11 protein-coding genes are annotated in these 14,681 nt (G+C 64.7%); 4 read left to right on the plus strand and 7 right to left on the minus strand.

Annotated elements, in window-relative coordinates:
• The first annotated feature begins 196 nt into the window (after positions 1 to 196).
• On the plus strand, positions 197 to 991 hold the full coding sequence (locus GO707_RS09460; RefSeq protein ID WP_157012876.1) for a ZIP family metal transporter: 795 nt from the start codon (positions 197 to 199) through the stop codon (positions 989 to 991).
• An 18-nt stretch (positions 992 to 1,009) separates the two neighbouring features.
• Here the strand turns inward: GO707_RS09460 and GO707_RS09465 are convergent, their stop codons facing one another.
• Both GO707_RS09465 and GO707_RS09470 read right to left on the minus strand, forming a co-directional pair.
• Positions 1,010 to 2,707, minus strand: a complete 1,698-nt coding sequence (locus tag GO707_RS09465; RefSeq protein ID WP_114539360.1) for an FAD-dependent oxidoreductase — start codon at positions 2,705 to 2,707, stop codon at positions 1,010 to 1,012.
• A gap of 97 nt (positions 2,708 to 2,804) precedes the next feature.
• Complete coding sequence (locus tag GO707_RS09470; RefSeq protein ID WP_173112029.1) at positions 2,805 to 3,677, minus strand: LysR family transcriptional regulator; 873 nt, start codon at positions 3,675 to 3,677, stop codon at positions 2,805 to 2,807.
• A gap of 112 nt (positions 3,678 to 3,789) precedes the next feature.
• Between GO707_RS09470 and GO707_RS09475 the strand changes: the two genes are divergently transcribed.
• Complete coding sequence (locus tag GO707_RS09475) at positions 3,790 to 4,719, plus strand: DMT family transporter (RefSeq protein ID WP_114539358.1); 930 nt, start codon at positions 3,790 to 3,792, stop codon at positions 4,717 to 4,719.
• A 218-nt stretch (positions 4,720 to 4,937) separates the two neighbouring features.
• Entirely contained in the window at positions 4,938 to 6,422 is a 1,485-nt protein-coding gene (locus GO707_RS09480) for a S10 family peptidase (RefSeq protein ID WP_114539357.1), read from the plus strand.
• 103 nt (positions 6,423 to 6,525) lie between these two features.
• Here GO707_RS09480 and GO707_RS09485 read toward each other — a convergent pair whose 3' ends face one another.
• The 3 genes from GO707_RS09485 to GO707_RS09495 form a co-directional block, all read right to left on the minus strand.
• Positions 6,526 to 7,278, minus strand: a complete 753-nt coding sequence (locus tag GO707_RS09485; protein WP_022740563.1) for an SDR family NAD(P)-dependent oxidoreductase — start codon at positions 7,276 to 7,278, stop codon at positions 6,526 to 6,528.
• A 174-nt stretch (positions 7,279 to 7,452) separates the two neighbouring features.
• Positions 7,453 to 7,905 carry a hypothetical protein gene (locus GO707_RS09490; protein ID WP_114539356.1) on the minus strand — a complete coding sequence of 151 codons (453 nt, stop codon included), beginning with the start codon at positions 7,903 to 7,905 and terminating at the stop codon, positions 7,453 to 7,455.
• A gap of 284 nt (positions 7,906 to 8,189) precedes the next feature.
• Positions 8,190 to 9,902 carry an FAD-binding protein gene (locus tag GO707_RS09495; RefSeq protein ID WP_114539355.1) on the minus strand — a complete coding sequence of 571 codons (1,713 nt, stop codon included), beginning with the start codon at positions 9,900 to 9,902 and terminating at the stop codon, positions 8,190 to 8,192.
• A 254-nt stretch (positions 9,903 to 10,156) separates the two neighbouring features.
• Here GO707_RS09495 and GO707_RS09500 point away from each other — a divergent pair, with 254 nt between their 5' ends.
• On the plus strand, positions 10,157 to 11,698 hold the full coding sequence (locus GO707_RS09500; protein ID WP_181869674.1) for a helix-turn-helix transcriptional regulator: 1,542 nt from the start codon (positions 10,157 to 10,159) through the stop codon (positions 11,696 to 11,698).
• A 101-nt stretch (positions 11,699 to 11,799) separates the two neighbouring features.
• Here GO707_RS09500 and GO707_RS09505 read toward each other — a convergent pair whose 3' ends face one another.
• Together GO707_RS09505 and GO707_RS09510 are read right to left on the minus strand one after the other, a co-directional pair.
• Positions 11,800 to 13,131 carry a helix-turn-helix domain-containing protein gene (locus GO707_RS09505; RefSeq protein ID WP_157012877.1) on the minus strand — a complete coding sequence of 444 codons (1,332 nt, stop codon included), beginning with the start codon at positions 13,129 to 13,131 and terminating at the stop codon, positions 11,800 to 11,802.
• A gap of 86 nt (positions 13,132 to 13,217) precedes the next feature.
• Complete coding sequence (locus GO707_RS09510) at positions 13,218 to 14,390, minus strand: SLC13 family permease (RefSeq protein ID WP_232325763.1); 1,173 nt, start codon at positions 14,388 to 14,390, stop codon at positions 13,218 to 13,220.
• Between the last annotated feature and the right edge of the window lie 291 nt (positions 14,391 to 14,681).

Here is a 14,681-nt window from a genome sequence, read left to right on the forward strand (position 1 = left end):
CGGCCGGCCCCGAATCGTGTTGGCGTCATGTCGCGGATCCTCTTTCGGCGTCGATGCCAGTGTAGCAGGTCGCGGGGCTCTATCTCTACAGGGCAACAACGCATGAAGGCTGATGCCATTGTATCGATGGCGGTACGCTATGCTTGTTCCGCGACGGCGTCAAGAAGCCGTCGAGAAAGTTGGAAAGGAAGCAGCGATGGAAAATCCCGTGGTCGCAGGCGTGCTCGTGGCGCTCATCGTGCCGTTTCTGGGGAACACCCTGGGGGCGGCGCTCGTGTTCCTCATGCGCCATGGCATGTCCGAGCGCTTCACCAAGGCGCTTTTGGGCTTCGCCGCCGGCGTCATGATCGCCGCCAGCGTGTGGAGCCTCATCACGCCGGCGCTGGAGGCGGCCGAGGGAGGGCCCGTGCCGGCGTGGGCGCCGGCTGCCGTGGGCTTTCTCGGCGGCATGCTGCTGCTTTTGGCCATCGACCACTTCACGCCGCATCTGCACGTGGGCTCCGACGAGCCGGAGGGGCCCGTCACCACGTTGAAGAAGCCCACGATGATGTTGTTCGCCCTGGCCATCCACAACCTGCCCGAGGGCATGGCCGTGGGCGTGGTGCTGGCGGGCTTTCTGGCGGGGGATCCCACCATCACGCTTGCCTCGGTGGTGGCGCTCTCCCTCGGCATCGCCATCCAGAACGTGCCGGAGGGCGCCGTGGTGTCGCTGCCGTTGACGGCCAACGGCATGTCGCGGCCCAAGGCGTTTCTCGCCGGCACGTTGTGCGGGGCCGTGGAGCCGGTGGGCGCCGTGCTCATGGTGGCCATCACGGGGCTCGTGACCCCGCTTCTGCCCTACGTGTTGGCCTTCGCCGCCGGCGCCATGATGTACGTGGTCACCGAGGAGCTCATCCCCCAGACCCAGCAGGGCCGCCACACCAACATCGGCACCATCGGCGTCGCCTTCGGCTTCGTGCTCATGATGGTGCTCGATGTGGCGCTGGGGTAGGGGAGGTTGCGGACGCTTCTAACAGGCGTCGGCGCCGCAGGGGGTGGCGCGTTCGATGAGGCGCGCATCGCCCGTGACGATGTCATAGAAGCGCAGGCCCCCGGCCAAATGGCTCACGCCGGCAAACCCGTGGCCCGCCAACATGCGGGCGGCCACGTAGCTGCGCAGGCCGCTTTGGCAGACGAGGCGCACGGGCAGCGCGGGATCCAGCTCGTTTAAGCGCTCGCGCAGTTCGTCTAAGGGGATGTTGCGGAAACCGGGCAGGGCGCCGCGCTCGAACTCGGCGGGCGTGCGGATGTCGATGAGCTGCACCGACCCGTCGCGCGGCAGCTTCGCCACCTCGTCCCAGCGGTACTGGGACACCAGTCCCAAGGCGAGGTTCTCCACCATGAAGCCGGCCATGTTCACCGGGTCTTTCGCGGAGGAGTAGGGCGGTGCGTAGGCGAGGTCGAGGTCCTTGAGCTGGATCGCGGAAAGCCCCGCGAAAATGGCCGTGGCCAGAACGTCGATGCGCTTGTCGACGCCCTCGTAGCCGATGGCCTGGGCGCCGAGCAGGCGGTACGTCTCGCGCTCGAACACCACTTTCAGCGTCATGACCTTGCCGCCGGGGTAGTAGCCGGCGTGGCTCATGGGGGAGAGCACCACGGCGTCGTGCGCGATGCCGGCGCGCTCGCAGGCGGCCTCGGAGAGCCCGGTGGCGGCGGCCGTCAGGTCGAACACCTTGATGACGGACGTGCCCTGGGCGCCGGCGAAGCGGCTGTCGAGCCCGCAGATGGCGTCGGCTGCTACGCGCCCCTGCTTGTTTGCCGGCCCGGCGAGCGAGATGAGCGCGTCGTCGCCGGTGACGAGGTGGCTCACCTGCACGGCGTCGCCTACGGCGTAGATGTCCTCGACGCCGGTCTCCATGCGGTCGTTCACGACGATGCTGCCCTTGATGCCCGTTTGAAGCCCCGCCGCATCCGCAAGGGCCGTATCGGGCGTGACGCCGATGGCGAGCACCACCATGTCGGCGCGCAGCGGCTCTTCGCCGGCCAGGAGCACGTCGACGCCGCCATCGCGCTCCTCGAAGCCCTCCACGGAGCGCCCCAGCGCCAGACGCACCCCGTGGGCGCGCATCTCCTGGTGGATGAGGGCGGCCATGTCGGCGTCGAAGGGGCTCATGAGGTGGCGCGGCCGCTGCACGATGGTCACGTCCAGCCCCAGCTCGCGCAGGTTCTCGGCCACTTCCAGGCCGATGAACCCGCCGCCGCACACCACGGCCGAGCGCGGGCCCTCCGCATCGATGAAGTCCTTCATCGCGAAGGTGTCCTCGACGGTGCGCAGGGTGAAAAGCCGGTCGAGCCCCGTGCCGGGAAGCTTCGGCTGGGTGGGTCGCGCGCCGGGCGAGAGGATGAGCTTGTCGTAGGGCTCCTCGAACACCTCGCCGGTATCCAGGTTGCGCACGGTCACCACATGGCGCTTTGCGTCGACGGCCTCCACCTCGTGGCGGGTGCGCATATCCACGTTGAAGCGGGCGCGGAAGCTCTCGGGGGTCTGCAGGGTGAGGGCGCTCTTATCGGCGATGGTGCCCCCGATGTAGTAGGGCAGCCCGCAGTTGGCGTAAGAGATGTAGCCGGACCGCTCGAAGACGACGATCTCGGCGCTCTCGTCCAGCCGCCGCAATCGGGCCGCCGCAGTGGCCCCGCCGGCCACGCCTCCTACGATGACTACTTTCATGGAAGCTCCCTTCTCGCGATTTCTCCTGCCCGTAGCATAGCAGAGCCTCGTCCCCGCCGAAACCAGCTCGTAGTCCTTGCTGCCAAAGTCCATGCCACTAGCGGGCCTCACGTTGAAGGCGCGGGACGGCGAAGGCCTCGAAGGCGGCGAGCGCCGGGGAGGGGCGCCCGGGCGGCGCGGCGATGCCGATCTCCACGATGCGCGCCGGCGCCAGGGGCACCACGGCCACCTCGGCCTCGGCGGTGCGGGCGTAGATGTCGTTCATGAGGGCGATGCCGAGCCCCGCCTCCACCAGCGCGAAGGCGGCGGAGGTGTCGTGGACGGCGTAGGCGGCCCGCGGGCGGATGCCGGCGGTGGCTAGGGTGCGCGAGTTGTCGCAGTCCTCGCCGGGGTACAGCTCGACGAACGGCTCGTCGAGCAGACGCTCGATGGGGAAGGCGTCGGCTTTGGCCAGCGGGTGGTCTGGCGGCAGCACGGCCACCATGGCGTCGTGGGACAGCGGCGTCCAGCGGCAGTCGATCTCGCGGCGGCTCATAAGCGAGAAGTCGATGGCGCGCTGCGCCATGCCGGCCGCCAAGGTGGAGCTGTTCGCGTGCTCGATGCGCACCTGGATGCCGGGGTGCTCGGCGCTGAAGGCGGCAATGGTGGAGGCTAGGGCGCGGTAGAGCGGTCGGTAGGCGCTGCCCACGGTGAGCGTGCCTGCCTCCAGGCCGCGCACGGCGGCGGCCTCGTCGCGGCAGGCCCGTCCCAGGGAGGCTAGCTCGGCGAAGCGGGGGCGCAGCGCCTCGCACTCGGGGGTGGGGGTCACGCCGCCCTTGCCGCGGACGAGCAGGGGCAGCCCCAGCTCCGCCTCCAACGAGGCCACCAGCCGGCTGACGCCCGAGGGCGTGTAGCCGAGCGCCTCGGCGGCGCCGGAGAGGCTGCCCTGGTCGATGGCGGTCAGAAGCACGGTGCATTTCTCGGTGTCCACGCCGGCCTCCTTCTTTGCGTAATACTCATAGCAGAGGTGATGTATTCGCGCTTTTCGCAATGATACAGGGGCGCTACCCTGATGGCAAGCGGTTCCGGCGAAAGGGGTTCCCATGACAGTGCGGCAGGCGGAGATGCTTCTGGCGGCGATCATCGCCGCGCGGGCCACCTCGTTCATGTTCAGCAAGATCCTCGTGGGGACCATGGCCCCCTTCAACATCCTCGCCGTGCGGTTCCTCATCGCCGCGGGGCTGCTGATCGTCTTGTTCCATCGGCGCCTGCTGAAGCTGGACCGGCGAACGCTCGGCTGCGGGGCGGCCATGGGAGGCGTGTTCTTCGCCAGCATGGCCCTGGAAATGCACGCTCTCACCGGGGCATCTTCGTCGACGGTCTCCTTCTTGGAGAACACGGCCATCGTGCTCGTGCCGATGGCGGCGGCCCTTATGGCCCGGCGCCGGCCGGCGGCGCCCGTGGCTGCGGCCTGCACCGTGGCCATGATCGGCGTGGGGCTGCTCACCGCGGGCGGCGGGCCGGGCGGCGATACGGTGCCCGGCGTCCTTTTCGGGCTGGGGTCGGGAGCGGCCTATAGCGCGGCCATCTTGACGACGGCGCGGCTCTCCCAGGAGGGCGACCCGCTTACCCTCGGCATCGTGCAGGTGGCCACCATGGGCCTTCTGGCCCTGGGCGCCTCCCTCGTCTTCGAGGCGCCGGTGCTGCCGACGGCCCCTGCGGAATGGGGCAGCCTGGCCGCGCTCATCGTCGTGTGCACCGGCTTCGGCTTCACGCTGCAGCCCGTTGCCCAAAGCCGCCTGTCCGCCGATGTCGCGGGCCTGCTGTGCGCCCTGTCGCCGTTTGTGGCCGCGGTGCTGGGGGCGGTGTTTCTGGGCGAAGCGGTCACGCCGTGCCGTCTGGCCGGCATGGCCCTGATTGCGGTCGCGATGCTCGTCGCCAGCCTGCCGCGCGGCCTCACCCCGCGCGGCCTCACCCCGCGCGCCATCGGGCAGCGCCTGCGCCGGCCGCGCCCCTCCCGGGCCGTGCGGTAGCCGAGGGCATCTTCCGGAGGCGCTCCAGCGCACCTCTGCCAGCGCGGTCGGCGGCCCAGTTCACAGCTGGGCGACGGTTGGGCGCGGATCGGGTGACAACGGGGCGTTGCCAAGGGCGGCGCGGCGCGGCGGGCCTTAGGCTCGTCGATGGAGCCGTTCGCCCTGCCGTTCCCGTCGGGGGCGGGGGCGCGGTCCCGTTCGCGACAAAGGAGCCCATCATGGCAGAAACCAGTCCCTCCTTCACCGTCACCATGAACGACGGGAAGAGCGCAAAACCGGAACAGCCCGTCCCCGAGCCGGCCAGCAAGCAGCTCACCTGGACGAGCGGCAAGCAGACCATCAAGTACACCGCCACCGCCGAGATGCTGCCGCTACACACCGACGACGGCACGCTCATCGGGCACATGTTCGCTCTCTCCTACGTAAGCGATGCGGCCGACAAGTCCGATCGCCCCGTCACCTTCTGCTGGAACGGCGGCCCGGGCGGCTCGTCGGCTATGGTCAACATCGGCGGCTTGGGCCCGCGTCGCGTGCCCATCAATACCATCAAGCAGCTGCCCTGCCCCACGAAGCCCGAGGACAATCCCTACTCGCTTCTGCCCACGACCGACCTGGTGTACCTGGATGCCATGGGCACTGGCTACTCGAAGGTGGCCGAGGGCTACGACCCGAAGAAGGTCTGGGGCGTCGACGGCGACGCTGACGCCTTCATGCGCGGCATCGCCCAGTGGCTCACCACTCACGAGCGTTGGAACACGCCTCTGTACCTGTACGGCGAGTCCTACGGCACCATGCGCAACTCGGTACTCATGCGCGTGCTCGGCGAGCGCGGCATCGCGCTGACCGGCGTCATCGAGCAGTCCACCATTCTCGATTACGCGCCCACCCTGGCCGGCAACGACCTGTACTACATGGGCATGCTGCCCGTCTACGCCGCCACGGCCAACTACTTCGGGAAGGCCGGCGCCGGCGTGGACCAGTTCGCGTGGTTCGACCGCGCCTGGAAGTTCGTGGACGAGAAGTACGGCCGCGCGCTCATCGCGAGCGACTCCATCACGCCGGAAGAGGAACGCGAGCTGGCCGGCGAGATGAGCGAGCTCATCGGGCTGCCCGCCGAGCTCATCCAGAAGAAGCACCTGCGCATCGAGCTGGACACCTTCCGCAAGACCATCATGGCCGACGAGGGCCTGTTCACCGGCCGCTACGATACGCGCTTCACCGAGCCGGCCTACATGGATGTGCAAGGCGACAACGAGTTCTTCGCCGGCGAGGACCCCTCCGGCGACGCCATCATGACGCCGGACCAGTCCGCCTGGATGAAGCTCGTCCAGGAGACGGGCTTCAAGGGCTCGCCGATCAACCTGCTGCTTTCCATGAAGGTGAACGAGGAGTGGAACTGGACGCACCAGGCGCCCGGCACCATGGGCAGCCCCGTGTGCCCGAACACCGCCTACGATATGGGCACGGCCCTGCGCCGCAACCCGTTCTGCCGCGTGCTGTTCTTCGGCGGCATCCACGACGCGGCCACGCCGTTCTGGAACGTGAAGCACTCCATCTCGAAGATGTTCTTGCCCGAGTCCATCACGAGCCGCATCGAGTACAAGGTGCATGAGAACGGGCACATGGCCTACGAGGATCTGCCCACCTTGGAGAAGATGGCACCGGAGCTGGCCGCCTTCTACGAGAAGCGCCACGAGGCGTAAAACGCGCTGTATTGCTTGTGCGGATGCTTGGAACTGCAGATGCATGAAAACGGCCGCCGCCCTTTGAAGGACGGCGGCCGTTCTGTATGGCTCTGCGAAGTGCTTACGGACGCGACAGGCCGTCGACGGGAAGCACGGCGCCCGACACGTAGCTGGACATATCGCTGGCCAGGTACAGACAGGCACAGGCGATGTCCTCCGGTTCGCCCATGCGGCCGAGCGGGATGGACTCGATGAGCGGCTTGATGACCGAGTCGGGCAGCGCGTCCACCATATCGGTGTGAGTGACGCCCGGGGCCACGGCGTTCACGCGGATCTTGTGCTTGGCCAGTTCGCGGGCGAGCGACAGCGTGAGCCCGTTCACGGCGAACTTGCTCGTGGGGTAGGCGAAGCCGGAGGGCTGGCCGTACTTGCCCACCATGGAGCTCGTGTTCACGATGGCGCCGCCCTCGCCCTGCTCGATCATGATGCGGGCCGCCGCCTGGGTGCATACGAACACGGCGGTCACGTTAATGGACATGACTTTGTTGAACTCCTCCAAGGTGTAATCCACGAGCGGTGTGCGGGAGCTGACGCCGGCGTTGTTACACAGCACGTCCAAGCGCCCGAAGCGATCGACCACCGAGGCGAAGGCCGCCGCCACGGAGTCGGGATCGGTCAGTGCGGGCGCGATGCCCATGACGTTGTCGGTGAAGCCCTCCTCGGCGAGCTTGGCGAGCGCCGCATCCACGGTCTCCTGGCGCGATCCGGCCAGCGCCACCTTCGCGCCGTTCTTCAAAAACTCGCGCACGATGGTGAATCCGATGCCGCGTGTGCCGCCGGTGACGATGGCTACCTTGCCTTCTACGATGCCCATGGGCGTCCTTTCTCTTGGGTAAACTCGCATAATCATACCGCGGGGGAGCCGCCCCGTTGGTTTCGGGGCGGTTACAAAGCGAGAGGCTCAGAGCGAAGGCTGGGGCAGGAACAGAGGCAGAGGCTGTGACGGGGGCGAGGGCGAGGGCGAGGGCGCGGCGCAAGTCGGCAGCTGCTAATTCCGCGCCCAGCGCTCGTTCTCGTCGTACCACATGAACAGCTCGTACGCGCGAAGGCTGGGGGCGATGAGATAGGTCTCGGGGGGAAAGCCGAACGCGGGACTGTCACCGTTGATGACGGCGGTCCCCAGAAGCATCTCCGGTGTGGCCTGGGTGCGGCGATAGTCAGCGGCGATGCGGGCCGCCTCGTCGGGGTGCTCTTCCAGCCAGCACTCGGCCTGGGCTTCCACATGGCGCATCTCGGCCAGCAGCGCCTCGCGGCGCAGGGCGCGCAGTTCGTCGATGCGGTCGTAGTAATCGATGCGCACCCGTGGCGTGCGCACGCCCTCGGTCACGTAAAGGCGCACGAGCTCCATGGGCATGCGTTGGGCGAGATCGTGCAGGCCGGCGCTGAACTCCTTGGACTTGCGCCACGTGGAACGGGCGAATGCCACTTCAGTGGTAATCATGAGGGCCCCTTTTGTCGTTTCAGCTATGTTTGAAGCCACGCGCTCACTATAGCATGCGCGTACTCGCGGCGCGAGGGCGATTCTGTGTCGGTTTGCTGGCGATTTCAGGGAAAGGGAGGGTGGTCTGGATGGCGTCCGGCTTTTCAAGCCAAAAACCTGCAGAAAGTCCACCGCCGCGCGACGGGGAGGGTCGTACGCGCGGCGGTGGCGATGGTTGGCGGTTGGTGAAGCGGGCTCACGGGAAGGCGAAATGGACGAATGAGCCTTCCCGTGCTCGCAGGCTGCTATTGAGCGGCGCCGGCGAGCAGCTTCGCCACGTGACGGCCCTCAACGGAGCTGCGGCCGCAGGCCACGCCTACGACATACTCGGGATAGTTACCCGAGAAGAAGCTGCCGGATACGTCACCAGCGGCATACAGGCCCTCGATGACGTTCAGCTCCGGATCGAGCACCTGGCAGTTCTCGTTAATGCGCAGACCGTCGATCGTGGTGAGCAGCGAGCCGCCGAACCAGCAACCGTAGAAGGGGGGCTGGCGGATGGCGGAGAGGCGGTAGGCCTCCTTGCCGAAGTCCTCGTCCACCTGGTTGTCGTAGAAGCCGTTGTAACGCTCCACCTCGGCGAGGAAGTTATCCTTGTCCTGGCCGGTGAAGCCGAGCATGTCGGCCAACTCTTCAATGGTGTCGGCTTTCATGAGGATGCCGGCCTCTTGGGAAGCGGCAGTGTACTCGTCGTAGGTCATGCCCATCTCGATGTAGGGCACCACGCGCGAGCAGCCGACGGTTTCGAAGCGCAGCATATCGTCCATCATGTTGCTGTCGTAGACCTGGCACCACACCCCGCCGGGCTGGTAGGTAGCGGCGAAGCAGATGAAGTCATAGGGGGTGGACTCGTTGGCGAAGCGCTGGCCGTGGCGATTCACCTTCATGAAGGGCTGGCTGCCGATATTCTCCTGGAAGATGCTTCCGCGGAATATGGCGCCTTCGCCTTCGCCCTCGTAGCCGGCATCCACGCCAGGAGCCACGGCCCCACGGTCGAAGACCATGGGGGCGGCGTCCTTGTCTTTAGAGGCTCCGGCCCACAGCCCCGCCTTGATGCCGTCGCCTGTGCAAGTGGGATTGAAGCTGGAGGCGGTGCAGCAGGCTACAGCGGAGGGCTGCAGGGCGGTCATCATCACGGGGTTGGCCGCGTAGCCGCCCGTGGCGAGCAGGGTGTTTTTAGCATTGATCTGCTTCATACCGTCTTTGGTTTCGAAGATAGCGCCCGTCACCTTGCCATCGGCGTGAACAAGCTTCACCATCTTATGCTCGAACAGAATGTCGTGACCTTGGCCGGACAAGCGCTCGGCGATGACGTCGTTGCGCGTGGGCGGGACGTAAGAGGGCTCCCACAGGTGCTGCACATAGGGCACATAGTAGTCGGTACCGCCCGTGGCGTGCTCGGGCGGCATGTCCAGCATGACCTCTTTGCCGGCGTCTTTCATTACCTCGGTCACCCAATCAATGTATTCGGCCGAATCGTCGATCCAACGCTTGATGAGCTTCTGGTTGCACTTGCCGGAGGCGTAGCGCGTCAGCTCGTTCAAGAGCTTCGGCCGGTCGATGGTCACGTTGTTGGCCTTGGCGTAAGCGGTGTCTACGCCGCCGAGGTACTCGCGGGTCTCGGGAACCTGGTTGCTCTTATCGCAGGCAATGAAGTTGAGGCCCAAATCGGCCGCCGCGCCAGCAGCGGCAAGGCCGGCCGTGCCGGCGCCAATGATGAGGAAGTCGGTGTCGAGGGTTTCGACGATGTCGCCCTCAGCGACTTCGGGCTCTGCGCCAAGCCAGTCTTCTGCGGCCGCCGTGGCTTCGGGCGTCGCGGCTGCGTCGCCGGTTGCGCTGAGGTCTTTCTCGGCCGAAGTCTGGGGCGCGCATCCTGCCAAGCCCATGGCCCCCACGGCGGCCACGGCGCCAAGGCCGAGGAAGTCGCGGCGGTTCATCTTCATCGATTCTTTGCTCATAGTCCCTCCTGTATCGTGGATCTCTCTTGCGTCGACGAGCGGTGTGATTGGCCGTCGCAATGCGTCATCATGGAGGAACTGCGCGATAGAGGCCATCGCTTGCGCGCGGTTATTCGAGAAATCACCTCTCTGAGGTGATACCGCTACCAGGGGTTTTCTGAACCTGAGGGAGGCGAGTTGCTATACTTCTCTTTTGAGGAGGGACTCCTGTGGAGTGCGGGTGCGATGACATGAGAGGCTCGGGGAGGGAATCGATGGGAAAGGCAATAACCAAGGACAGCGTATTTGACTCGATGCGTCGTGTTGAAGCGGCGCTCAAGTTGCGCTACATGGGCATTGGGTTTGTCTGGGCGTGGCTGTATTGCACCTATGCAACGTCAGCGGTGTTTCCCTATCGAAGCGGTCAGTCCATCAACTCCGATGAATCATGGCTCCTCTCGGCGGTAGCTGTCGTGCTCGGATTTTTCGTCGGCGGCTTGTTGCTGAGTCGAAGACCGCTCGGGGCCCGCTGCTTGCGAAGATTTTCCATAGCGGCAGCGCTGCTTTTGGCAGCGGGAACCATTGTTTCGGCTCTGGGTGCATTTGCGTTGGGGCTTGCGTGGCTGGGAGGGGCCATGACAGGCGTGGGCTATGCGTTGCTCAGTCTGCTGTGGGCCCGTGCGCTCATGGTGCTGGATGTGGAGGAGCTGGAAGCGGTAGTGCCTCTCTCGTCGCTAGTTATCGTGCCGTGCGTTGTGGTATACCCTCTGCTGGAGGGGGTTGTGGGCGTAGTGGCGACGGCGTCGCTGCCGCTGATGTCCGGCGTCTTGCTTCTCCTTTGCTTGCGTGAGGGGGCTAAACGGTGCGGCGTCGAAGAGGCGGCGTCAGGCGTTGGGGGGATGTCGCCCTACTTCAAGGAAGCTGAAGCGTCGGGCGCCGCTTCAGCTTCGTCGGGTGCCGGCGCGTCTCTATCCCGACGCTTCGGAATTGCAGAATCGTGGGGCTTCTATCTTGGACGCGTCGCGGTTGTTCTCGTGGTGCTGTATCTCGCCATCGGGTGGCAGGCCGCTTTGGCCGATGTCCGCGACAGTATGCATGCGCTCATCGATCTTGATGTCTCCATGCTCATTTCCAGCCTTGCCAGCGTAGCTTTGGGCATTGCCATCGTATTCTTTTCGAGAAGGGTGAGTTTCACGGAGTTGTTCCGCTGGGCGGTTCCGTGCGTGATCATAACGCTTGTATTGCATGGGTCTTCCGGTCTGTGGGCCGGATTTGTCTCCAACGCCATCGGGGATACTCTTGATTCGCTCATTCAGGTGCTGGTGTATTTGTTTGCGATCACTCTTGCCAAGCAAGGAAAGGCGCCTGTGGCCTTGGGCGTGGGGCTTCTCAATGGCTCCGTGCAGCTGGGTGTGCTTTTTGGCAACCTTGCGGGGAGCGCATGCGCTGGTCCCGCCGCGGCGTCTTCTGAGGTTGCCTTTCTGTCGGCGCTCATCTGCCTCGTGGCCCTCGTTGGCATTGTGGCGCCCCAGCGCGAACCGATTGAAGTGCGGCCGATGGCTGAGGCGGGTTCGGATGCGCTTGAGCACTCACTCATGGTGGGGTGCGAACTGCTGCAGAAGAAATTCGGCCTGTCTGATCGCGAGACGGAAATTGCCTTTCTCCTAGCCCGTGGTTACAGTCGTCCCTATATCCGCGAGAAGCTGTTCATCTCCAAGAACACGGTGGCAACGCATATCAGGCACATCTATGGAAAACTCGGCATTCACTCGAAAGAGGAACTTATCGATTTAGCTACCGAGGCGGCAAGGAAATAGAAGGCTCGGAGCTGCCTCTTCTCTCGATGCCTTTACGGAGATGTCTTTGTGGGCGTTTTCTGGGCGCGATGGGCAGGGCGGTGCTTGGTCGTGTGTTGCTTCTAGCCGAACAGCAGATGCAAGAAATCGATGCGCTTCTGCAACCCTTCATAGATGAAATCAGTGCGGTCGTACATTGAAGGGTTCTCGTCGAGAAAATCGCTGGCCCATTCGGGGAATCCCGCGAGTTTGTCCAGATCGAGCCAAGAGGTGTCGCCTATGAGACGCAGCTGCCGGTCGGCGTCTTCGTAGAAGGGACGCATATTCACCACGAAGGGCGTGTAAGCCAGCTCTCGCGTGGGCACGCGGCACCAGAGGCTCGAGCCGGTGTCGAACAACGGGGCAGCGCGGTACTCGAGGGTTTCCACATCGCGGATGAGACCGAAGTTGCGCCAGTGACGATCGGTGTTGGCCATGATGTCGTCGCAGAGGATCATCTTTCCGAGGGCTGTTTCGATGTCCTCCACGCCCAGCGCGACGCAGCATTCCACGTAATGACGGTAGCTGTCGCGGTGGGGGACCTGAGGGAGAACCTCGTTCACGTAGTAGGCGGGGATGAACTCCTCGGTGGGGCCGACGAAGTTCGGGCACGAGCTGACCGGCGCGCCGCCCCATTCGATCAGCGTGTAGGGAACGTAGTCTCCGTCAGACAGCAGGCGCGAGAAAAGCTCCGTGGCGATAACCTCGTTGTAGGGTTCCTGATCGAGCAGCGTACCTCCCTTGAGCAAGCATCGCTCGCCATTGCGGCACACCCAGCGTTTGGAAAGAACGCCGTCGGAGGTGTTGTCGGGGGAGTCGAGGCCCACGTCGGCCATCCATTCTTCGACCGGCGCTTCGGAGAAATCGTTCTCGAAGTAGTTGACGTCGCTCCAGCGAATCTCGCTTCCATAGGGCTTGATCCAGTACTGGTCGGAAAGGGAGAGCCCCATACTTTTGAAGGGGAGATCATAGGTGTCGGCAACGCCGAGCTCGACCAGCTTCGCTTCGATGCCGTGGCGCGCCTTCGGAATGGCACGATGACACCACCAGTAGGAAAGTGCGGTTTTCGAGGCTTTTGTTCCCCGCGGGGACATGATGGAAAGGGGAGCGCGTTTGGCGTCGATGATCTCATCGGCATCGAGAAATTCTCCCGTCGAGGCGTCGAAACGGAAAGCGAGCACCTCATGGTCGCGGTTCATGAGCAGGTAACGGGAGATGTTTGGCTGGCTCAGGCGCGCGCTTGGTCGGCCGCGACCGGGGTTGTGCTCGCGGCGTGCCTCGACGCTCTTTTCGTCTATGAGCCAAATGCCCGCAACTTGTTCGGCGGCTAACACGCCGCTTTTGATGAGCTGGCGAACACGGGCGGGGCTCACGCCGAGCTTTGCGCTGGCTTCGGCAACGGTAATGCTGAACATAGGCTCCTCCAAAAAATCTTTCGATTGCGAAATATTATCACGGAATTAGTAATTCTAGAAAAATCTTTCGAAATCGAAATATTTTTCTAGAAGGAAGACGCCGTCCCGCAAGCAATCAAGAGAATGGCCAGGAAACCAAAGTTCAGCACGCTGAACAGGGCGAGGAAGCGACCAGTGGATAGCTCGGGCAACGCGGTCGCTCGGGGGAAGATTTTGCGCACGCTGGTGAAGTGCTGCAGCGTGATGAGGCTCGCAAGTGAGCCGACGAGCGTGCCGGCGCCTCCGATGTTCACGCCGACGAGCAGGGGCTGCCATGCGCCCGTGAAATGGGAGAGCAGCACGGCCGCGGGTACGTTGCTGATGATCTGGCTTAAGCCGGCGCTGACCCAAAGGCCGTGGTCGGCCATGAGGGGAGAGAGCCACGCAGACACCTCCGGCACGCGCGCCATGTTTCCCGCGAACACGAAGAAGCAGGCGAAGGTGGCGAGCAGGCCCCAGTCCACGGCGGCCAGGGCGCGGCGGTCGAGGGCGGCGAGCGCGGCGGCCACGGTGGCGACGGCGGCGGCGATGGACACGATGCGGAACACGGCCAATAGAGTGAGGGCGAACAGCAGCCCGTAGGCGGCAAGGCGGCGTCGGCCGAGCGGCATCGGCATGGCAAGGTTGCGCGTATCGCTTGGGCTGCTGCTGTCCGTGCGGCCGCACAGCCACCAGGTACAGGCGACGATGCTGATAGTCGACAGCGCGAACGGCAGTGCCATCGTGGCCAGGAAATCGCCGAGGCCGAGCCCGTAATAGGAGTAGAGGTAGAGGTTCTGTGGGTTGCCGAAGGGGACGATCATGCCGCAGAGGTTCGCAGCCAGACTTTGCAGAACGAACACGGGCGCCACGAGACGGGGGAGGTTTGCGCCCATAAGGGTGGCTGCCGAAAGTGGCAGCATCATGATAAGGGCCATGTCGTTGGTTGCCACGCATGAAAGCCCGGCCGTCGTGAGCACGAGGGCCAGCGCGAGGGGCCTAGGACTGCGAAACCGTGCGATGACGGCGCGGGCCGCCCGGTCGAAAGCGCCCATGAGCCGCAGTGCGCTTGCCACGGCCAGCACGCAGAACAGGCATCCAAGGGTCTTCCAATCGAAATACCCCAGATAGGCCTCGTCGGGCGGCACCGCCAGGGCGGAAGCCGCAGCCGCCATCGCCGCCACCACAAGCACGGCGTGCTCGCGTAGGAAGGCAGCAGGAGTGGTGGCGGAGATACGCAAGGGACGCTCTTTCTCGAAACAGGACAGTGCCCGTAGTGTACCCCAACGTCGCACAAACAAAGAGCGCCGTTACCGGGATGAGCAGTAGCCCCGAGCCACCCGGGAAGGGCTTTGCTCACGAGGGAGGCCTTTTTTGCACGAGATCTCGAGTTATAAGCGTCTGAGGGGGTGCGGACTCCAAGTTGGACACCCAGGTGTCCGGAAGGGAGTTCGAATGTACGACAAGAGGGCCAAGCAGGATGCGCTGGATCTGTGGTTCTCGATGCCCGGCGAGATGTCCGTGGATGACTT

The organism is Adlercreutzia rubneri (genome assembly GCF_009755265.1).
GTDB classification, from domain to species: domain Bacteria; phylum Actinomycetota; class Coriobacteriia; order Coriobacteriales; family Eggerthellaceae; genus Adlercreutzia; species Adlercreutzia rubneri.

Bases quoted from the DNA above. Each gene is read 5' to 3' on its own strand.
- GO707_RS09465 (WP_114539360.1), bottom strand. From the start codon at position 2,707: ATGAAAGTAGTCATCGTAGGAGGCGTGGCCGGCGGGGCCACTGCGGCG.
- GO707_RS09505 (WP_157012877.1), bottom strand. From the start codon at position 13,131: ATGTTCAGCATTACCGTTGCCGAAGCCAGCGCAAAGCTCGGCGTGAGC.
- GO707_RS09500 (WP_181869674.1), top strand. From the start codon at position 10,157: ATGGGAAAGGCAATAACCAAGGACAGCGTATTTGACTCGATGCGTCGT.
- GO707_RS09480 (WP_114539357.1), top strand. From the start codon at position 4,938: ATGGCAGAAACCAGTCCCTCCTTCACCGTCACCATGAACGACGGGAAG.
- GO707_RS09460 (WP_157012876.1), top strand. From the start codon at position 197: ATGGAAAATCCCGTGGTCGCAGGCGTGCTCGTGGCGCTCATCGTGCCG.
- GO707_RS09495 (WP_114539355.1), bottom strand. From the start codon at position 9,902: ATGAGCAAAGAATCGATGAAGATGAACCGCCGCGACTTCCTCGGCCTT.
- GO707_RS09485 (WP_022740563.1), bottom strand. From the start codon at position 7,278: ATGGGCATCGTAGAAGGCAAGGTAGCCATCGTCACCGGCGGCACACGC.
- GO707_RS09475 (WP_114539358.1), top strand. From the start codon at position 3,790: ATGACAGTGCGGCAGGCGGAGATGCTTCTGGCGGCGATCATCGCCGCG.
- GO707_RS09490 (WP_114539356.1), bottom strand. From the start codon at position 7,905: ATGATTACCACTGAAGTGGCATTCGCCCGTTCCACGTGGCGCAAGTCC.